At 43.9% G+C, this 21,083-nt stretch carries 16 protein-coding genes; 9 read left to right on the top strand and 7 right to left on the bottom strand.

Features of this window, described 5'->3' with window-relative positions:
• Positions 1-9 precede the first annotated feature (9 nt).
• Both RTP55_RS00875 and RTP55_RS00870 read left to right on the top strand, forming a co-directional pair.
• A complete protein-coding gene (locus RTP55_RS00875) occupies positions 10-2,985 on the top strand; it encodes an LPS-assembly protein LptD (RefSeq protein ID WP_312383481.1) in 2,976 nt (991 codons plus the stop codon).
• Positions 2,986-3,230: 245 nt separating this feature from the next.
• A complete protein-coding gene (locus RTP55_RS00870) occupies positions 3,231-4,883 on the top strand; it encodes a peptidylprolyl isomerase (protein ID WP_312383479.1) in 1,653 nt (550 codons plus the stop codon).
• A 57-nt stretch (positions 4,884-4,940) separates the two neighbouring features.
• Here RTP55_RS00870 and pgeF read toward each other — a convergent pair whose 3' ends face one another.
• The 3 genes from pgeF to RTP55_RS00855 all read right to left on the bottom strand — a co-directional run bounded on the left by pgeF (position 4,941) and on the right by RTP55_RS00855 (position 8,292).
• Complete coding sequence (gene pgeF / locus RTP55_RS00865) at positions 4,941-5,849, bottom strand: peptidoglycan editing factor PgeF (RefSeq protein ID WP_312383477.1); 909 nt, start codon at positions 5,847-5,849, stop codon at positions 4,941-4,943.
• Positions 5,850-5,931: 82 nt separating this feature from the next.
• Positions 5,932-7,113 carry a 2-methylaconitate cis-trans isomerase PrpF gene (gene prpF, locus RTP55_RS00860; RefSeq protein ID WP_312383475.1) on the bottom strand — a complete coding sequence of 394 codons (1,182 nt, stop codon included), beginning with the start codon at positions 7,111-7,113 and terminating at the stop codon, positions 5,932-5,934.
• 141 nt (positions 7,114-7,254) lie between these two features.
• Positions 7,255-8,292: a hypothetical protein gene (locus tag RTP55_RS00855; protein ID WP_312383473.1), complete on the bottom strand. Its 1,038-nt coding sequence runs from the start codon at positions 8,290-8,292 to the stop codon at positions 7,255-7,257.
• A gap of 147 nt (positions 8,293-8,439) precedes the next feature.
• Here RTP55_RS00855 and RTP55_RS00850 point away from each other — a divergent pair, with 147 nt between their 5' ends.
• A complete protein-coding gene (locus RTP55_RS00850) occupies positions 8,440-9,327 on the top strand; it encodes a glycerophosphodiester phosphodiesterase (protein ID WP_312383471.1) in 888 nt (295 codons plus the stop codon).
• Between the two features lie 35 nt (positions 9,328-9,362).
• Positions 9,363-9,818 (top strand): DIP1984 family protein, encoded by a 456-nt coding sequence (locus tag RTP55_RS00845; protein WP_138019222.1) that lies wholly within the window; start codon positions 9,363-9,365, stop codon positions 9,816-9,818.
• A 213-nt stretch (positions 9,819-10,031) separates the two neighbouring features.
• Here the strand turns inward: RTP55_RS00845 and RTP55_RS00840 are convergent, their stop codons facing one another.
• Positions 10,032-10,757: a ribonuclease HII gene (locus tag RTP55_RS00840; protein WP_312383467.1), complete on the bottom strand. Its 726-nt coding sequence runs from the start codon at positions 10,755-10,757 to the stop codon at positions 10,032-10,034.
• Positions 10,758-10,816: 59 nt separating this feature from the next.
• Here RTP55_RS00840 and RTP55_RS00835 point away from each other — a divergent pair, with 59 nt between their 5' ends.
• The 3 genes from RTP55_RS00835 to RTP55_RS00825 all read left to right on the top strand — a co-directional run bounded on the left by RTP55_RS00835 (position 10,817) and on the right by RTP55_RS00825 (position 14,163).
• Positions 10,817-11,245, top strand: a complete 429-nt coding sequence (locus RTP55_RS00835) for a hypothetical protein (protein ID WP_312114516.1) — start codon at positions 10,817-10,819, stop codon at positions 11,243-11,245.
• A gap of 24 nt (positions 11,246-11,269) precedes the next feature.
• A complete protein-coding gene (gene purD, locus RTP55_RS00830) occupies positions 11,270-12,574 on the top strand; it encodes a phosphoribosylamine--glycine ligase (protein ID WP_312383465.1) in 1,305 nt (434 codons plus the stop codon).
• Between the two features lie 173 nt (positions 12,575-12,747).
• Positions 12,748-14,163 (top strand): ABC1 kinase family protein, encoded by a 1,416-nt coding sequence (locus tag RTP55_RS00825; protein ID WP_312383463.1) that lies wholly within the window; start codon positions 12,748-12,750, stop codon positions 14,161-14,163.
• Between the two features lie 59 nt (positions 14,164-14,222).
• On the opposite strand, the gene lpxB is transcribed toward RTP55_RS00825, so the two are convergent.
• The gene (gene lpxB / locus RTP55_RS00820) at positions 14,223-15,611 is read right to left on the bottom strand and encodes a lipid-A-disaccharide synthase (protein ID WP_312383461.1); all 1,389 of its coding nucleotides are present in this window, start codon (positions 15,609-15,611) and stop codon (positions 14,223-14,225) included.
• 329 nt (positions 15,612-15,940) lie between these two features.
• Between lpxB and RTP55_RS00815 the strand changes: the two genes are divergently transcribed.
• Positions 15,941-17,038: a 3-deoxy-7-phosphoheptulonate synthase gene (locus RTP55_RS00815; protein ID WP_159374623.1), complete on the top strand. Its 1,098-nt coding sequence runs from the start codon at positions 15,941-15,943 to the stop codon at positions 17,036-17,038.
• Between the two features lie 122 nt (positions 17,039-17,160).
• Here RTP55_RS00815 and RTP55_RS00810 read toward each other — a convergent pair whose 3' ends face one another.
• Positions 17,161-18,324 (bottom strand): PilT/PilU family type 4a pilus ATPase, encoded by a 1,164-nt coding sequence (locus RTP55_RS00810; protein ID WP_219331197.1) that lies wholly within the window; start codon positions 18,322-18,324, stop codon positions 17,161-17,163.
• Positions 18,325-18,684: 360 nt separating this feature from the next.
• Positions 18,685-18,960 carry a SlyX family protein gene (locus RTP55_RS00805; RefSeq protein ID WP_312383459.1) on the bottom strand — a complete coding sequence of 92 codons (276 nt, stop codon included), beginning with the start codon at positions 18,958-18,960 and terminating at the stop codon, positions 18,685-18,687.
• Positions 18,961-19,064: 104 nt separating this feature from the next.
• Here RTP55_RS00805 and RTP55_RS00800 point away from each other — a divergent pair, with 104 nt between their 5' ends.
• Complete coding sequence (locus tag RTP55_RS00800; protein WP_312383457.1) at positions 19,065-21,020, top strand: ATP-binding cassette domain-containing protein; 1,956 nt, start codon at positions 19,065-19,067, stop codon at positions 21,018-21,020.
• Positions 21,021-21,083: the final 63 nt, after the last annotated feature.

Here is a 21,083-nt window from a genome sequence, read left to right as displayed (position 1 = left end):
AAATGTCTAATGAAAAAATCTGTGAAATTGTCGCCTATTTCGTCAACTTCTAATCGTTTAACTTCACATTCGTCTTTGCCAACCCAGCCCACACGCCTGCATCAATCATTACACCAAATTTATCGACATACCAACGTTTTAGCGATGACACTTGGAGCGATGTTTACTACTTTGTATTCAACCTCAGCGCTTGCGGTGTTGCCGACAGCCGCCGTTACGGAATCGACTGATGCAGCGACAGCACAAAGCACAGCAGCTCAAAACATTGAGTCACAGAGTATCGAGACACAGGGCACTGAATCACAAATTATTAAAAAACAAAACCTCGATACCTCAGCTGCAAAGCCCGATACCGATAGTAGCATTGCCACCACAGCAGACAACGCTACTGCTGTCGATGTAACCACCAATCAAGGCATCACACCGATTAGCGCGCCTGACATCAAACCAAACTCTGCGCGTACTCGTCCCAACTTTACCCCAAATCAACAGCAGCAAGCCAGTCTAGAAAAGCTCAAAACCTTTTATCAACCCAAAACCCCGCAAACCACGGACGATACTAACGCCACGGTTGCTAATCCAACTTCTAATCCAAACTTACTGAACCCGCTCGCGCCTGATAGTCAACAGTCAGGTGCTCAATCAAAAACAGGTAGCCGAAAAAAAGACGCCATGTGTCATGGCAACTGGGTATATCCCACCTCGACCATTTATCAACAACAGGCATTAGCGGCAGCCGCTACCGATAAGCCCAATAGCAGCTTCCCAATTTATGCGTCGTCTGACTATGGGTATTATGACAATGAAAATTACGCTGAATTGTCAGGCGATGTGCAAATCAACCAAGGTCGTCAGCAAATCTCTGCCGATAAAGTGGTCGTTAACGTGCAAGATGGCATTGCGGCCGCTCAAGGTAATGTTTTGTTGGTCGATGCCGCGCAAAGCATCCAATCGACAGACGGTAACCCACGTGTAAGCCTTAAAGATAGCCCAAAAGGGGGGCTGATTACCGTTGCCGACGAACTGGCGTACCAAACGGATAGCAGCAAAGCAACCGCCAAAGATGTGGCGTTTGCCAGCGTCCCCCTACAAGCGTATGGGTATGCCAAACGGCTTAATAAGGTCGATGAAAGCCGCGTTGAAATTGACGATGTCATGTTTACCACCTGCGCGCCTGACAATCCGACTTGGCAAATCAATGCCAAAAACATCGATATCAATACCGACACGGGTCGCGGTGAAGCCTATAATGCCACGTTAAAAGTCAAAAATACCCCAGTATTGTACCTGCCGTATTTTAACTTTCCGATTGACGATCGCCGCACCAGTGGTTTTTTGTTGCCACGCGGTGGCTTTAGTACGGAAGGGAGTTTTAATGTACAGTTACCTTACTACTTTAATCTAGCGCCAAATTACGATGCCACTGTCACGCCAACCATTTTTACTGACCGCAATCCGATGTTGACAGGTGAATTTCGCTATCTGACAGAAAAATTTGGTTATGGTAGTTTGACAGGCTCTTATCTGCCAAACGACAAACAATATGATGATGAAGACCGTACCCGCTTTTATTATAATCATCATTGGCAGTCAAAAGATATCCCTAACCTATCCATTGACGCGCTATATCAGTATGTCTCAGACCCTAAATTCTTAAACGATTTTGAGACCTTGGGTGACGAAACCGTTCAATTAAATTTACCGCGCCGCATTCAAGCCAATTATTACAATGACTATTTGACTGCCGTTGCCAAGATTGAAACCTTTCAAACACTGGATCGTAATTTAACCAATTCAGAAAAAATCTTGGACAAAGACAAACCGTATGACCGTCTGCCGCAGTTATCGGTCAAATATCGGGTACCTTGGTTGACCCAATTTGATTTGACGGGTATCAGCGATTTTGCCTATTTTAAACGCCCAATTAATGATGGCTCTGCGCCTGAGCAAAGCGGTGGCAGACTGTATAACAAACTCACTGCCGCCTATCCAATGATGCGAACTTGGGGATACGTGACGCCGTCAGTGAGTTTACAGCACCTTTATACCCAATTTGACCAAGAATCAGCCGACGCCAATGGACTGGATAAAAATAGCAAAAGCCAATCTATTTTTGTACCGCAGTTTAGTATTGACAGTGGCTTAAATTTCTTTAAAACAGGTACCCCATTTGGTAAATTTGATGAATCCTTGGGCGGCTATCAGTTATTAAGCCCACGCCTAAAATATGTGTACTCGCCCTATAAAGACCAGACTGACGTACCCAACTTTAATACCCGTTTGGCATCGCTCAATTTTTCACAATTGTATGAAGATTCATGGTTTTTGGGATATGATCGTCTGCCCGACAATAATCATCTAACTCCTTCATTAAATTATCGCTATATTGATGGCAATGGTTTGACTCGCTTGGATGCCAGCGTGGGTAAACAAATTTATTTGAGTGATATTCGGGTACATCTTGATGATACCGATGATGGGTTAAAAATTGACAATACCGGTACCGTCTTTCAGGTAAGTACCCAACCGCGTCAAGATTTTTGGGTAGATTTAGATGGCTCGGTTGATGACAACGCTGATTTAAACTATATCAATACCCAATTTCGTTATGCGCCAACTTTCAATAGCCTTTATAACTTAGGTTATATCAAACGCAATGAAAGTAGATTTGGACAAAAAGCCCTCTCTGCTTTCACCGGCTCTGCTGTTTTACCTATTAGTGATAACTGGCAGTTTTTAGGGGCTGTGCAATACGACAATGAGAAGAATCGTTTTAGTGATGTGTTAGCGGGCTTTACTTATGATAGCTGTTGTTATGGCTTATCGATTTATGCTCGCCGTTATTATGATGAATTAAGTGATAAAGACAGTGCTGACCACGCCATCATGGCAGAAATTAGCTTAAATGGGCTATCCAATAAAGGTGATGGTCGACTGGCTAGCTTGATGCGTAATCGGGTATTGGGTTATGACCCTAGATACTAAACGCCTTTTACACAAAAAACCGCCTAAAACTTGAGGTTTTTTAGGATTTATTATGATACAGACATACGCCAGCAAATATTATTGTATAAAATGTCCCAAACTTTATAACATCACTTAGCAATATCTAAACCTAAGAAACTTGGTCAAAGACCCGTCATTTAAGCTAAATGGTTTTGCCACGATTTTTGAGTGATCAAATTTACTTTTTTATTTTTTGGTTTTTATTTTTTTTAAGGATACATGCCATGAACCATGCTGTCATGCATAATTTACCCAATTTTCACCGTAACGCCCTATCTGCTCTCACTAGCGCTTTGATATATGGCACTCTATTGGTTATGCCAACATTGAGCGCGCAAGCCGTGACTGCAGGAGCGGCTGCAACAGCTAAAACTAACACAACCAGCAGCAAAACGACGGTGGAATCTAGTAAAAAATCTAGTACCAAACCTGCAGCGCAAACCACAAGTAAATCAACCAAAGCTGTGACAGCAAACAAAACCACCAACGCTGCCAAATCAGTCAAAGCTGACACCAAAGCCAGCGGCTCAAAACCTACCACTCAAACAGCACAAGCTGTCTCTCAAACTGCGCCCGTAACATCAGAGGTCGCCAACTCATCAGCCAAGCCAGCGCCTGTCGTCGCTAGCAGCTCGCAAGATCAAGTTATTGATGGCGTGATTGCTATTGTCAACGACACCCCTATTTTGCGCAGCCAGTTAGAGCGCGCGGTTGCTCAAGCTTCTGCCCAGCTTCAAGCGCAAAATAAAGCTGTACCACCCGCACAGCAACTTTATCCGCAAGTATTGGATCAGCTAATTACTAAGCAAATCCAGCTTGATATCATCAAACGCCAAGGACTGCAAGCTGAAGAGAGCGCAGTGAATGCTGCGTTAACCAATTTGGCACAACAAAATGGGGTCGCAAGCCTTGCCGAATTCCAGCAAAAACTTGACGCCCAGCGCGTAGGTAGTTACCAAGCATTGCGTCAAAAAGTCAGTGAAGACTTGGCGATACAAACTTTGCAGCAGCAACAACTTAGCAGCCGCATCAAAATCTCCGATCAAGATGTCGATAACTTCCTCAAATCACCAGAGAGCAACGCTTTAGAAAAATCACAATATCGCACCTTACATATTCGCGTGCCTTTTATAGCCGATGCCGCAGGTAAAACCAGCGACAAACAAAAAAAACAAGCGCTGACCGTAGCCACCCAAATTGCCAAAAATTTGCAAGCTGAGAATGCCAATATTGAGCAAATCATGACTGACGCGCAAGCCAACTATAACGCGCAAATTCAAGGGGGCGATATGGGCTACCACGTCGCGGCAGAGTTGCCGACAGAACTGTCAAAAAACATCACCGCCCTTGAAGTCGGGCAAGTTACCAATCCCATTGCCACGGCAGAAGGTTATAACGTGATTAAACTCGTCGATAAACGCGGCGGTCAACAAAAAATCATCGATCAATGGCATACCCGCCATATTTTAATCAGCCCATCAACTGCCCTACCCGCTGACATGGCAAAGCAGCAGATCGATACTATCTATGAAAAACTGCGTCAAGGTGAGGACTTCGCTACCTTAGCAAGCACCTACTCAAAAGACCCAGGAAGCGCCAGCAACGGCGGCGATTTAGGCTGGGTCAGTGAAGGTGATATGGTACCAAGCTTTGAATCAATGATGAAACAAACGTCGGTAAATGACTATTCTGTGCCATTCCAAACGCAATTTGGCTGGCATATTCTTAAAGTCGATGAAAAACGCCAAAAAGATGTGAGCGATGTCTATCGTAAAAACATGGCACGTGAAATCCTATACCAACGTATGGCACCGCAAGCGCTAGACGATTGGATGCAGGAATTAAGAGCCCAAGCTTACGTTAAAATCATGCAATAATTTAGCTTGCATAAAAAAGGCAGTATGATTAACATACTGCCTTTTTTTATGATTCAATTAATCCATAAAAATCAGCGTTGCCATTCTACCTGTTGCAGGCAATTGATGCTGAGTTTGCCGACGATACGAATAAAATCGTGCATCACTATGACTATCTAAACCACTTTTATACACCTGATGAATACCATAAGCCTTGAGCTGTAATTCTGCTATTGCAGGCAAATCGGCAAAATAATGACCGAGCTTATCAGCATTTGGCTGAAACAACTGGGTAGCGACAGCCTCAGATACATTTAACACTGATAACACGGCATCTTTGACACGACTGTCCACTTCATAGCTCGATTGTGCGATGCTAGCGCCTATCCAGGCGTGCCAGCCACGAGTGACCTTCTGCATTTCGGCAGTCGCGTTATCCCCCGCTGCAAAATCAAACTGGTGTACCATTTTTTGTACGGTCTTTGCAATGATATTTTTATTAAGACCTTGCCAGCCAGCGTGAATCGCCGCAATCAGCTTGTTATCATCTGCTGCATCGGTGGCTATCATGACGGGTACACAATCTGCCGTCATAATCGCTAAGGCAACGTTTGGTAAACGAGTAATATGCGCATCAGCCGATATCGCTGCTGCGCCAATTTTATCGGTAACCTGATAAACGTCGTTACCATGGATTTGATTAAGCCAATGAATGCTGTTTAATGCGGGATGATAGTGTTGCAAGGATTGCAGCAAATGCGCACGATTTTGATGCACCTGCATGCTATCATCCCCTACATGCAAGCCTAGATTAAATTGACCATACACAGCATTCAAACTAGACTGCCCCACTGCATCATTGCTTAAATTGCTTAAATTGCTTGAAATGCTTGGCATAAACTCACAGCCAGATAGGGTTTGAACCACGGTTACCCCTTGGCTTGGCGCTTTCGTCAGTTCAATCCAGTGTGATTGCTTATCTGTCATTATTGGGCTCTTAGGTATTGGGGACTTAGGTATTAGGCTCTTAGGTATTGGGCTATAAGTTGCCTTGTGAATGATTTGTCGATTAAAACGCATCGCCAGGCACATACACCTCACCCACCATCAGACGTCGCGCTGAACGGCTCATAGACACTTTTTTGGCTTGCCATTTGCCATCCACTTGCGAGGACTCACCCCCGACCAGTAGCGTGCCTGATGGGTGACCAAAGCGTACTTCAGACAACGCTTTGCCACCGGCTGCTTGGTTGACCAGCGTACCTTTAATAGTCGCTGCGGTGCCAATCGCAACCGAAGCTGTACCCATCATGGCATGGTGCAGTTGACCCATGCTCATCGCGCGGGCAAGCAAATCAATATCGCCTGCCTTGACTGCTTTGCCACTAGAGGCGGTATAATCGGCTGGCGGTGCAACCCAAGCAATTTTTGGGGTATGCTGACGGGTTTGAGCTTCTGTTAACTCTGCAATCAGTCCCATTTTAACTGCGCCATGAGCACGGATTTTTTCAAGCTTAGCCAAAATTTCTTGGTTACTGTTGATGTCTTTTTGCAGCTCAGCGCCCGTAAAACCTAAGTCTTTGGCATTTAAAAAAATTGTTGGGATACCTGCATTGATCATCGTGACGTCAAATTCACCGATTTCAGGTACATTAAGTTTGTCAATCAAGTTGCCCGTCGGGAACATATCGCCATCGCTGTCCACAGGGTCGATAAATTCAATTTTGACTTCGGCTGCTGGGAAAGTCACACCATCTAGCTCAAAATCGCCTGTTTCTTGCACCTGACCATCGGTCATGGGTACATGCGCGATGATGGTTTTGCTAATATTCTGCTGCCAAATACGCACTTCACAAATGCCATTTTGGGGCACTTTACTGGCATCCACCAACCCATTGGCAATCGCAAATGAACCGACCGCAGCGGTTAAGTTTCCACAGTTACCTGACCAATCAATCATCGCTTTGTCAATGGCGACCTGACCGAATAAATAATTCACATCATGATCGGCAACGTCTGTTTTTGACAAAATTACCACTTTGGAGGTTGATGATGAGCCATTTCCCAAACCGTCAATTTGCTTACCATACGGATCTGGACTACCCACCACCCGCAGTAAAAAACTATCTCGGGCTTGCCCTGGGGTTTGGCAGCGTTCAGGTAAGTCATCAAGCTTGAAAAAAGTACCTTTTGACGTACCACCGCGCATATAGGTAGCTTTAACAGCGATTTGTGGGGCAAAATGAGCCATGTTCATATCCTTATGGTGGCAGGCAGAGAATTGACGCATCAATTTGTTTTATGTTTAGTCACATTACTACATCAAAACATGCTAAAACAAATTGATGACTGGGTGACATACGTTAAACACATCATCTAACAGTGGTTTACGTTAGTATTGCTCGTTTTTTTCTTCAATGGTTAATTTGACATTGGTGTCGGTTGGGACTTTTTCATGCGATACTGACTTGGTCGATTTGTCTGTACTTGTGCTAGCCGCTGACTTAGTAGCGGTTGATTTGGTATCAGCATTTGCGGTGGTTGACTCAGATTTTTTATCCGATATTTTATCTGCGCTATCTGATGCTGTGTTTTTCTTGTCTGATGTGGTGGTCACGTCAGTCTTGGTTTTTTCGCTGTCGTTTTTTTCACTGTCTGTTTTTGGTTCTTCTGTGGTTTGTTTCTTGACAGGTTTGGTGGTTGAATTTTGGCTGTTGTTGGCAGCGACACTGGGTTTGCTAGTCACTGTTGGTACAACGGGTATGGCGCCTGCCGAAGAACCGGCTAAGGGCGTATTAGATGGCTGGGTCAGCGTTTGCGCTAATGCCGAATTTGCCATAATCTCACCGACTAGCCCAATCACATCGTCGCCTGTGGTGCTATTGACTTGGTAATTGGCGCCACTGGCTGATAACCCAAAGCCAACATTGTTTGCCACCAATGTGCTATTTTGCAGTTGATAACCACGCGACGCGATTTGCTCGGCGGCGACTGGCATTTTTAGACGGGTATAAATTTTATCGGCGTTATCGAGCTGCGCTTGAGGCATATTAAACGACACCGTCGCTTGGCATTTACCATTGCTACCATTCACGCTCTCTAGGTTGATTGCCACTTGCGACAAGCCATTTTGCAAGATAGTCATATCAACCACCGTACCTGCTTGCTGCTGAATGATGTCAGACTGTTTTTTGGCTTGCTGGTCGATGCGATTGACCAGATAACTGTGAATGGCACTGGTTGCCTTCTCATTGTTACAGGCAATATCAGACGTTTCAATTGACTTTTGCTCACTGCTTGCAGCACTGCCAGTTTGCTCGTCTTTTTGCTCATTGCGACTACATCCCACGACGGCTAAGGCAAAACACGCCAACAATAACGGCGTACGCATTTTTTTTGACAACGTATTTTGTGGGAAAATCATAGACATAAGGCACCTTCACGCAGAATTTATTACCATGCCATTATAAAGCAAAGTTTTGCAAATTGGCTAGTTGTTCACTATTATTTATAATAAAATTTAGTTGTAATAATTTTTAGTAGTCATAAAATTTTATTGTCTATTGCGAGCCATCGTATGCGCCATCCAAATCAAACCTATTATTTACTCGGTCATCGTGCTGCTCGGGCTGAACGGCTAGAGAACTGTCAAGACGGATTTGCCTACGTGCAGCAATTGCAAAAACAGGGTAAGCAGCTTGATGGGGTTGAATTTGATATCCAAATGACCGCCGATGGCAAATTTGTGGTGGTACATGATGAAACCTTAAATCGGCTGGCAAGACAACAATCGTGGATTGCTGATAAAACATGGGCGGAATTAGGCGCCATTGTGCAATCGGACTATGAGCGTTTTTCCCAATGTTTTGAACTAGGGTTTTTAAAACATCACCTATTGTTGCTAGACGATTTACCACCCTATCTGCAACACTTTTGCCATATTGAACTGGAAATCAAAACCCATGCCAAAACTCATCCAGCCTTGTTGGTTAAAAATCTGCTTAGGCTATTATCACAAGAAATATGGCAAGCTTTACCCATCACTTTGACCAGTTTTGATACCGATATTTTGTACCAAATTCAAAGCCAACAGCAATTTTTAAACTTTCACTTTCCGACAGGCTTATTACTTGAACCCAAAACACTTGAGCCTAAAATACTTGAACCCGAAACCATGATGGCAAGCCAAATTGCTTTTTTGCCGACGCCTGATGCAGCGGGTAAAAATTTAATATTACAAACCTTTAATCGTGCTTGTGCGTTAGGCTGTAGCCAAGTGGGCATTTATTATGCGCTTATTACCCCAGCCCTGTTGGAAATTGCCAAAATTTATGGCTTAACAGTCACTGCTTGGACGGTAAATGAGGTTGATGTGGCAAAGCGCTTGATTGAGATGGGCGTGGATTGTGTGATTACAGATTATCCTACCCAATTTTTAACCCAATTATATGATTTTAACGTTTAAATTGACCCACTAAATTGACCAATCAGGAGATAACCATGAAACTTGCAGAAGCTTTGTTACGACGTGCTGATATGCAAAAAAAGCTCGCCAGCTTGAAATCGCGCATTGCTGAAAACGTCAAAGTCCAAGACGGCGATACCCCAAGTGAAAACCCGAATGAACTGCTGCTACAAGCCAATCAAATCATGAGCGAGCTGTATGCGTTAATCGACCATATCCATCGCACCAATGCTATCGCTGTCATGCCCGATGGTTCAACCATGCTCAGCACTTTAGTCAAGCGTGATGAACTTGCCGAACGCCATCGCCTGCTGCAAACCGCGATTGATAATGCTAAGACGGAAGGCGATCGTTATAGCTATCGAGAAATCAAATGGCAAAAAGTGATTGAACCGGTCAAACTGCAAAAACAAGCAGATGACATAGCGGTGAAACTCAGAAACTTAAATATCCAATTGCAAGCCGCTAATTGGCAGATTGATTTAGTGTAAGGTAGTTTGAAAAAAGCCTACAATTTGCTATGATAGATTTGAACATACAGGGCGACTATCAGACCTTGTTTGGCGCGCTGTCCACCGAGAGGTTGAAAATAAATCGGGCACAGCTTGCAGGTCTGCGAGCAAGACCATCCTTTTACTCGTCATGCTCAGCACACCTTACTAGTTAAACTCGCTCACAAGGCGACTTTAGATCTGCACTCATTACTACCAGATATTGACTGTATGTTCACCTTTTTTGTCTAAAACCCTCTGTTTGATGGGGGCAAAACTTTTGCGATGCATGGGCAAAATACCGTAATGCTCTATCGCTTGGATATGGGCGGCGGTGGGATAGCCTTTATGCTGCTCAATGCCATAATCAGGATACAACTTTGACAACGCCACCATGTCTCGGTCACGCGTCACTTTGGCAATCACACTGGCGCCACTGATACACGCATGTTTGCCGTCCCCTTTCACAATCGCTTGTTCATGGGTAATTTGCTGATAATTGGGCAAGTCAAACAACACGGGCAGTTTATTGCCATCCACCATGACGCTAAAAGTCGCTGTTGGGTATTGCGCTAACATTTGCGCCATCACGCCTGCCACCGCTTGTTTCATCCCTAGTAATGTCGCTTGTAAGATGTTGAGCTGGTCTATTAAGCTGGCAGAAATTTTGACAACCTGATGCGCGGTCGTTGTTTGTTCAATCAAGGAAAATAACGCTTCTCGTTTTTTCTCTGACAGTCTTTTGGAGTCAGTTAGCGCGCTTAGCGGATGATTGTGGCTAATACCTACACTATCAGCGGTGGGTAAATCAGTGCTTAGGCTATCTTCTTTGACAGATAAAATCGCCTTATCGAAGATGAGCGCACAAACCACCACATCGCCCAATAACGGCCCGCGCCCGACTTCATCCACGCCGATAACAAAATGGTATTTATTCATTTAAAACTCGTTATAATGCTATAATTCAGGTGTTTATATTAACATATTGGGATTTAATCATGGCAACCTGGTGGGTTAATCAAGGTAGCAAAAAAGGCAAGCCTCAGAATAAGATTGTTTGGTCTCCATTAAGAAATAAAAGGGGTGCTTCACAATGGCACTGGGAAACGATGTGGGATGCAGTTGAAGGTGATAAAATTTATCATTATACAAATAGTTTTATTGTAGGCGAAAGTTTAGTAACCAAAAGCGCAGTCAAAAGCAGGAATCCTTATCCTAACAATGATATGTGGGAATCAGAAGGTAAGCTTTTGGAAGTGGATTATACTCCCTATGAAAAACCTATTCACAAAACTAAAATTTCCGCAGATAATCGAACAAAATTTACCGGTAAAAATGGACCATTCAATACGAATGGCGATGTCCAGCAAGGTTATTTTTTTCCAATTTCTGCCGAGTTAGAAACTATTATTGAGAAATTGAAGTAACCATTAACTTTATAGAGGATATACATGAATATTTTAGTAATTGGCACAGGTGGACGTGAGCACGCATTGGCATGGCAATGCGCCAAAGATAGCAAAGTTAGCACGGTTTTTGTTGCCAACGGCAATGCAGGCACAGCGCTTGAACACAAACTACAAAATGTCGATTTAAACGTCAAAGACCATGCGGCGGTGATTCAATTTTGCCAAGACAATGACATTGCCTTTGTGCTGGTTGGTCCTGAAGCGCCACTTGTGGCAGGTATGGTCGATGACTTAACAACAGCAGGTATCAAAGCCTGGGGACCCACAGCGTATTGCGCGCAGCTTGAAGGGTCAAAAGCCTTTGCCAAAGATTTTATGATCAAACACCATATCCCTACCGCCAAATACCAAACTTTTAGCGATGCCGAGCAAGCGATTGCGTATGTGAAAGCCGAAGGCGCGCCGATTGTCATTAAAGCCGATGGTTTAGCCGCGGGTAAAGGCGTGATTGTGGCGATGAGCGAACAAGAAGCCGTTGACGCCATCAATGATATGTTATCGGGCAACAAATTTGGTGATGCGGGCAGCCGTGTGGTGATTGAGCAGTTCTTGCAAGGCGAAGAAGCCAGCTTTATTTGTATGATAGATGGCAACAATATCTTGCCGATGGCAACCAGCCAAGATCACAAACGTATTGGCGAAGGTGATACTGGTCTTAATACAGGCGGGATGGGTGCTTACTCACCTGCCCCCGTGGTGACGCAGCAAGTACATGATAAGGTGATTGCCCGTGTGATTCAGCCAGTGGTCGATGCCATGAACGCCAATGGCACACCTTATACGGGATTTTTGTACGCAGGATTGATGATTGATGACCACAATGATCCCTATGTGATTGAGTTTAATTGCCGTTTTGGTGACCCAGAAACACAGCCCATTATGATGCGCCTAAAAGGCTCAATGGTTGACTTGATAACATTAGGGTTGGATGGCAATCTTCCCGAACAAACTGAGTGGGATGAGCGTCCTGCCTTAGGTGTTGTACTGGCTAGCAAAGGCTATCCAGAAAGCGCGAGCAACGGCGATGTCATCCATGGGTTACCAACGCTTGAGTCACAGTATGGGCAAACGGATATGGATGTCAAAGTTTTCCACGCAGGTACCAAAGCCTTTGACAATGGTGAGATTGTCACCAATGGCGGCCGTGTGGTTTGCGTGACGGCACTTGGTGACGATATTTTGGATGCCCAAACTACAGCCTTAGCAGTTTGTGGCGCTATTAGCTTCGATGGTATGCAATATCGCCGTGATATCGGTTGGCGGGCTATTCAATCTAGCGCCGAATAACCAGTAACCAATGATATGGCATTTAGACATCTAGCCACTGTGTTAAACCAAGTGGTTACGCTAAGTGTTAATCGGCTTTATTAAAAATCGGTAACAACAATCAAAGCAAATCATGTGTTAAAATGATTTGCTTTTTATTTGGCTTTTTCTTTCAAAAACATTAGGCACCCTGTATGGCAAATCCACAAAATTACGATAACCAACCGCTTGAACAGCTCAAAACCTCGGCGCTTGACCGTCGGTTATCGATTGCCAAAGCATCGCTCAATATCGGCAGACGATGGGCGACCAATAGCGCCTTTGGATTATTTAAGTCAAAGGAAGAAAAGGCACTACAAAAACAAGCATTTATGCGTGAGCAAGCCCAATATTTGGTGGATGAGCTGGGTAAACTTAAAGGCTCAGTGGTCAAAATCGGTCAAATGTTAGCCCTGTACGGTGAGCATTTTTTACCCTCTGAAATCACAGAAGCCTTACAAACCTTAAACAGCCAGACGACTGCTTTTTCATGGTCAATTATCGAATCAGCGCTACAAACCGAATTGGGCGATACCATCCATGAGTTTGATATCGACCATACCCCAATTGGCACCGCCTCACTTTCGCAAGTACATCGAGCAGTTCATAAAGCCACGGGCGAACAAGTGGTATTTAAGGTGCAGTATCCCAATATCGCTGATGCCGTGGACAGTGATTTGGATTTGTTCCGCCAATTGCTTAAAGTGACGAATGTTGTCCCGCAAACCCGCCAACTCGATGCGTGGTTTGAAGAAATTCGTGACCTGCTGCATCATGAAGTCAACTACCTTCTAGAAGCAGATACCACTGAGCTATTTTTTCAACGTTTTGTTGGCGATAGTCGCTATGTGGTGCCGCGCATCCTCAAAGCTTATAGCACCGATCGGCTGCTATGTATGACCTATGAAGATGGCGTGTCGGTTTTGGATGAGCAAGTATTTGTGCTGCCCCAAGAAAGACGGAATGCGATTGGGCAGGCGTCGATTGAAATTATGCTGCGTGAGATTTTTGAATGGGGGGATATGCAGACCGACCCCAATTTTGGCAACTATCTGATTCGCCTTGCACAAAAGCCTGATACACAGCTTGACCAATTGGTGTTATTGGACTTTGGCGCCATTCGTCAGTTTGATGACAATCTGCTACTCATCGCCCGTAATTTGCTGTTGGCAGGATTTTTTCACGACCGTGGCAAAATGCGCCAAGCGATTGAACAAGCGGGCAAGCATTTTGAATTCTTTGCTAATCTTAGTGACTCGGTGAAAAATGATATGGTAGAGCTATGTTTGCTTGCCAGTGAACCCTTTAGTTTGCCAAGTCATAATCCGACGATTCCACCCCATGTACTTGATGTACATGGCAATTATATTTGGGCAAAAAGTGATTTACATAACCGTGTCATTAAGCTTGCCAGCAAATCAGCGACCTCAAAATCCTTTAGCGTGCCGCCTAAAGAGCTGATGTTTATTAGCCGTAAATTCATCGGCGCTTATACCTTTATGACTGTGCTTGATGCAAGAACCAAAGCGCATGATTTGATGGCAACATTCACCTCAGAAGATTGGACGTAAGTTTGCCATCATTATCACCGCGCCCAACTTGATAAAGCGTCAAATTTTGCCTGAGATTTTTACTGTTTTTTCCACGTCAGCCAATTGTCAATCACCGCATTGGCGGGGTCGATGTTGCTTTGCTCACGCAGCCATTCTGACGTTTGCCGCAAATCTCGCAGCTGCTCGTTATAGTTTTTAACTTTTAATGATTGCTGTACCACACGGCAAATATTGTCTGGGTTGGCGTCTTCTTGTAGCAATTCTGGTACGATTTCTCGACCTGCCAAAATATTAGGCAGTGCTACATACGGCACTTTGACTAGGCGTTTTGCCAGCCAAAAGGTCATTTTATTGAGTGAATATACCACCACCATCGGTTTACCCAGTAGCATGGCTTCAAGCGTTGCGGTGCCCGATGCGAGCAGCACCAAGTCTGACGCCGCCATCACCCGTTGGCTAAAATCCGCTTGTGTTTCATCACAGCTCACTGTGACATGATGGCGCACCTGCGCTGATTGGGCTTCTAGATATTGCTCTACGATAGTCAGTAGGTGTTGGTTGACCGTTGGCACGATAAAGCATAGCTTATCATCCATAATCAACAGTTGATGAATCGCTTTAAGCATTTTTGGAAAAATCGCATCGATTTCACTGCGTCTTGAGCCTGGCATCACTGCAATGAGATGACTCATCTCAAGCTCGCCCATTTTGACAAAAAACTGATGATAGGTGGGATTATCCCAAATCAATTCACGGCGCAGCTCATCCATGGGCGTTGTAAGTAAATTGTCATCAATGGTCTTGAGGAGTGAATGCCCGACACACACGGCGGGATGATCATGTTTTTGGTACACAGACAACTCAAACGGAAACAAACACAGCACCAAATTGGTCGCGCGTTTGATTTTCTCAATTCGCCCTTCCCGCCATGCCCATATCGATGGGCTGACATATTGCACACAATAAATACCGGCTGATTTTAACCGCTCCCCCAATCGCAAATTAAAATCAGGCGCATCAATGCCGACAAAAATATCGATGGCGTTTTGTTTAAAGGCTGCCAAAATTTCATCACGTGCTTTAAACAAATCTGGCAAATGCTTGACCACTTCCACCAAGCCCATCACTGACAAACGAGACATGTCAATCACTGAGTTAAGCCCTTGTGCCTGCATCTGTGCGCCACCCACGCCCACCCATACAATGTCATCACGCAAATTATTCATCTGGCACATAAAGTCTGCACCCAGCGCATCGCCTGAGACCTCGCCTGCTACGATACCAATGACAATCGGCTGAAACTTAGTTTTTGCAACGTTTTGCGGCAAATTCTGTTCATTTAGGTTAGAAAAGCTCGCTTCGCTGAGGTTAGAAAAGCTGGCTGTGCTTGGGTTAGCAATATCGGTTGCGAGTGCGGCGTTTGCAGCAAGGTCTGAAATGGTTTGTGCAGGGGCGTTAGCGTACATGAGATTAAACAGCCTTGTTTGGTTATAATTTTGAAAAAATATTTTAGGGGTAAACAGATGAAAAGTAAAATCATCAAAAAATTTAAATGACAGTTATTTGTTATTTTGTACTAGTATACTGATACAATAATTGTTATACTATTGCTATAGGATATGCAGCTTACCCAAACATCCAAAAAAACTTTGACCAAACAGATTTTGAACATTGACAAAATATTTTATCAACTGCCAAACTAAAAGTAGGCTTTCCTACTGACTCAAGTAATGACATTATAAATTTTTTGGTTTATAGTGATTTTTTAAATTTTTGCCAACAGCCTGTGAGAATTATGACAACTTTTGCCAAAACTGATATCGCTGATGTAGATAATGTGAATATTGAAGCAATTTTACCGCTAGTGACGCCTGCGGAATTAAAAAACGAACTACCATTGAGCCCCAAAGCTATCGAGACGGTGACCAAAGGTCGTGAAACCGTGCGTAATATTTTAGACGGTAAAGACAAACGTTTATTGATGGTGATTGGTCCCTGCTCGATTCATGACGTCAACGCTGCCCATGAATACGCCGATAAACTGTTGGCTTTATCCAAAGAAATTGAAGACAGTATTTATGTGGTGATGCGTGTGTACTTTGAAAAGCCTCGTACCACAGTGGGCTGGAAAGGCTTAATCAATGACCCAGACATGAATGATAGCTTTGATATCAATAAGGGCTTGCGTGTTGCGCGCAAACTGCTGCTTGATTTGAATGAAAAAGGCTTACCTTGTGCAACCGAAGCGCTTGACCCCAATACACCGCAGTATATCCAAGATTTAATTAGTTGGTCAGCGATTGGCGCACGTACTACTGAGAGTCAGACTCACCGCGAAATGTCTTCAGGTCTGTCTTGTCCAGTCGGCTTTAAGAACGGTACAGATGGCGGTATGACAGTGGCAGTCAATGCCATGCAAGCGGTGAAATCTGGTCATAGCTTTTTAGGTTTATCTGCCGATGGTCTGGTGTCTATCATTCAATCAAAAGGTAATCCATACGGTCATGTGGTGCTTCGCGGCGGTAATGGCAAACCCAACTATGATGCCACTGCCGTTGCCCAAGCAGAAAATGAACTTGCTAAAGGTAAAGTCTCAGGCAAAATCATGATTGACTCAAGCCATGCCAATTCAAATAAAGACCCTTACCTGCAACCGATGGTCATTCAAAATATCGCTGAGCAAATCAAACACGGTAATCGCTCGATTATTGGGATGATGGTTGAAAGTCATCTTAAAGGCGGTCGTCAAGATTTGACCGCGGATTTGAGCCAGCTTGAATATGGCAAGTCCATTACCGATGGCTGTATCGATTGGGATACCACGGTCAAAGCGATGCATGATTTACGTGACGCCATTAAAGATGTATTACCCACTCGCGAGTTGAATGAGTAACTGTTATTTTTTTAAGTGATTAGTAATGAGTAAGTGATTATTAATTGTTAATTGACTCTAGTTTTTCAGATAGCTGATTAAAACGCCCTGTGTTACTTGTTTAGTCGCAGGGCGTTTTTTTATTAAAGCTTTAGCTCACTTGTGCTTTGCGTGCCACCTTCCCCGCGTCGGCTTTTAAGTTTGATTTGCAACCGCAATTCGTTAGCAGAGTCAGCATTGCGAATTGCTTCATCATACGAGATGGCGCCTTCATCGTATAGATCAAATAAGGCTTGGTCAAAGGTTTGCATACCCAATTCTCGAGATTTGGTCATCAGCGCTTTAATTTCATGAAAATTACCCTTTAATATCAAATCCGCCATCAATGGGGTATTAAGCATAATTTCTACCGCTGCCCGACGACCTTTACCATCTTCTGTACGAATCAAACGCTGCGAAATGATAGCTTTCATATTCGATGACAAGTCCATCAGCAATTGGTTACGACGCTCCTCTGGAAAAAAGTTGATAATACGATCTAAGGTTTGATTGGCATTATTGGCATGCAAAGTGCCTAAACATAAGTGACCTGTTTCAGCAAATGCAATGGCGTTTTCCATAGTTTCAGTATCACGAATTTCCCCAATCAAAATCACATCAGGCGCTTGGCGCAAGGTGTTTTTGAGTGCGTTATGCCATGAATGACTATCCACGCCTACTTCACGGTGGGTGATCATGGATTGTTTGTGCTTGTGCACATATTCCACTGGGTCTTCGACAGTGATGATGTGACCTGCGGAGTTTTCATTACGATGGTCAATCATTGCCGCCAGCGATGTTGATTTACCTGACCCCGTTCCCCCTACGACCAGCACTAACCCACGTTTTTCCAAGATAATTTTTTTGAGCTGCTCAGGTAGTAGCAACTGTTTAAAGTTGGGTATTTCTGCCGTAATGGTACGAATCACCATACCGACTTGTAATTGCTGCTGAAACACATTAACCCGAAATCGCGATACATTGGGCACATTTATCGCAAAGTTGCACTCAAGATTGGTTGCAAATTCTTCGCGCTGTTTTTGGTTCATCAAACTATAGGCAAACAGTTTGGTTTTTTCAGCCGTCAGTGGTTGTTTATTGAGCGGCTTCATGAGCCCGTGATATTTAATACTGGGTGGAAAATCCGCTGAGATAAATAAATCAGAACCACCGATTTCTACCACTTTGGACAGCATATTAAACATGACTGTTTTGGCTTCATGTAACGTTTCTTCGGCAACACTGATTAAAGATTCATTATGACTCATATAGGATATTCCTAACAATAAATGAAAGCAGATTATTTGGTCATAGCACTATGTTTGCTTGATATGCTTGTGAAACTTGTTTGCTATGCTGATGAAAATTGATAGATACATGTACAAAATTTACGTTAAAAAACGACCCGTTTAGCCTCTCATCCTTGCCTATCTTTGACGGCACGCCTTGATAAAGCATTGATAAAGCAGTTTGCGTTTTATATCCATCACGGTCAATTCTTGCAGAGTTTGTTGCTGATAGTCAGATGCAACTAGCTACCATTGGTTTTTCCTATTTAGGGCATTGGCAGTCTATAGCGCATAAAACGTTTGCCATGTTGATAAAAATTTCAATTTTTGTCAATAAAATTAGTAATGCGGCGGTTTATCGCTCAACAAATCAAACGGCTGAATTTGTGAGCCTTGCGTTTGAGTTTCCAATTTTTGATAAAGTAGCTGTAATTTCCGTTGTTGGTCAGCAATCAACTGGCTTTGCTCGGTGACGATATTATCAAGTTTATCCACTGTATCTTCCATAAACAGCAGTTCTGTTTGTAAATCAATCAACGCTTGGGTTAATTTTTCCACCATGGTAACCAACCCATTGTCACCGCTTGCCTGTTTTTGGTTATCTTTTTCGCTCATTTAGAATGCCTCATAAGTTTCCCCACAATTTTTTGCCATAAAGTCTGCTACAATAGCCGCATTTTCCTATTATACAAACATTTTTACTAAACTTTGAGAAAGTTATGGCACTGATTCATTTACGAGATATTCATTTGGCATTTGGTATTGCACCGATTTTGGACGGTATTGATTTTAATATCGAACAAGGCGAACGCGTGTGTTTGATTGGGCGCAATGGTGAAGGCAAATCAACTTTGTTTAAGGTCATTAGCGGTCAAGTCAAGGCTGACAGTGGCGAATTCCAAATCAGTGGCAATTTGAAAATTGCCATGCTCGAGCAAGACATTCCAGAAACGTCGGGCAAAGTCAGTGATATCGTTATGGCAGGTGCCGGTGATGTGGCAACCTGGCTGACGGCCTACGAGCAAGCCAGTGATAAATGTGCCAGTGGTGACATGAAAGCCTGTGAATTAATGTCAGATTTGCAGCATAAAATTGATGATGCCCATGGGTGGGACTTGACCCGTGAAGTACAGACCATGCTGTCCATGATGAATTTGGACGGCGATGCCGATATTAGTGAATTATCGGGCGGTCGCAAACGCCGTGTACTGCTTGCGCGTGCGCTGATTACCAAACCTGATGTGCTACTACTTGACGAGCCGACCAACCATTTGGATGTCGAAAGTATTGAATGGCTTGAGCAATTTTTATTAAACGCGCAAGGATTGACCCTGCTGTTTATCTCGCATGACCGCTCGTTTATTGACAAAATCGCCACCCGCATTGTCGAACTTGACCGCGGTATTCTACGCAGTTATGACGTCACCAAGCAAGCAGGCAATGTCAATAAAGGCTATGCCCGCTACCAAGAACTTAAAGAACAACAACTCAACGCCGAAGAAAAAGCCAATGCCAATTTTGATAAAAAACTGGCTGAAGAGGAAGTGTGGATTCGTCAAGGTATCAAAGCGCGCCGTACCCGCAATGAAGGTCGCGTGCGCGCGTTAAAGGCGCTGCGTGAAGAACGTAAATCCCGCCGTGAGCAAGTCGGACAAGTTAACATCAGCATGAACGATGGCGACAATAGCGGCAAATTGGTTGCCAATGTCAAACATCTCAATCTAGGTTATGGTGATAAGACCTTGGTAAAAGATTTTAACACCAGCATCATGCGTGGTGACCGTATTGGTATTATCGGTAAAAATGGTGTCGGTAAATCCACGCTCATTCATGCGATTTTGGATATTCCGCAGCCTGATATCACCAAATCTGGCTCAGTCAAATTAGGCACCAATCTACAAATCGCCTTTCTTGACCAACTGCGTGACCAACTTGATCTAGAAGCAACTGTGGTACAAAACGTCGCGGAAGGTTCTGATTTTGTAGAAGTGGCGGGTAAAAAGAAACATATCATCGGCTATTTGCAAGATTTCTTATTTGCCCCAGAACGCGCCAGAACGCCGGTCAAAGCCTTGTCAGGCGGCGAGCGTAACCGCGTTTTGCTAGCCAAACAGCTACTAAAACCTGCAAATATCTTGGTACTTGATGAGCCGACCAACGACTTAGATATGGCAACCCTAGAGCTGTTAGAAGAAGCCGTCGATAGCTTTAATGGCACCATCTTACTGATTAGCCATGACCGTACCTTTATGGACAATGTCGTAACATCAACTTGGGTTTTTGATGAAGATAGCGATGGCAATGGTATTGTCAAAGAATATGTGGGCGGCTATCAAGACTATTTGACGCAAAAATCTCGTGAACAAGCGATTAAACCCAAAGCAGACAAATCAGAAAGAACAACAGCAAAGCCCAAAGAAGCCATTAACGCTGATGCACCAAAAACTGATACGGTGAAGAAAAAACTGAGCTACAAAGAACAGCGTGAATTAGACAGTTTACCCAATGAAATCGCGCTACTCGAGCAAGAACAAGCTGAACTTCAAGACAAATTAGCCGATGGCAGCTGGTTTGTGAGCGATATGGCAGCCGCTACCCAAGCCAGTGAACGTCTCAACGAGATTGATGATTTGCTACTTGAAAAAATGGCACGTTGGTCAGAACTTGATGATTAAAATCATTAAATAATCTATGAGGGCAAGGTTATCAATTAACCTTGCTTTTTTTATCTTTTATAT

Origin of the sequence: Moraxella sp. CTOTU47579, from assembly GCF_032004885.1 — a bacterium.
GTDB classification, from domain to species: Bacteria; Pseudomonadota; Gammaproteobacteria; order Pseudomonadales; family Moraxellaceae; genus Faucicola; species Faucicola tetraodonis.
This window is presented reverse-complemented; position numbering and strand designations above follow the sequence as displayed.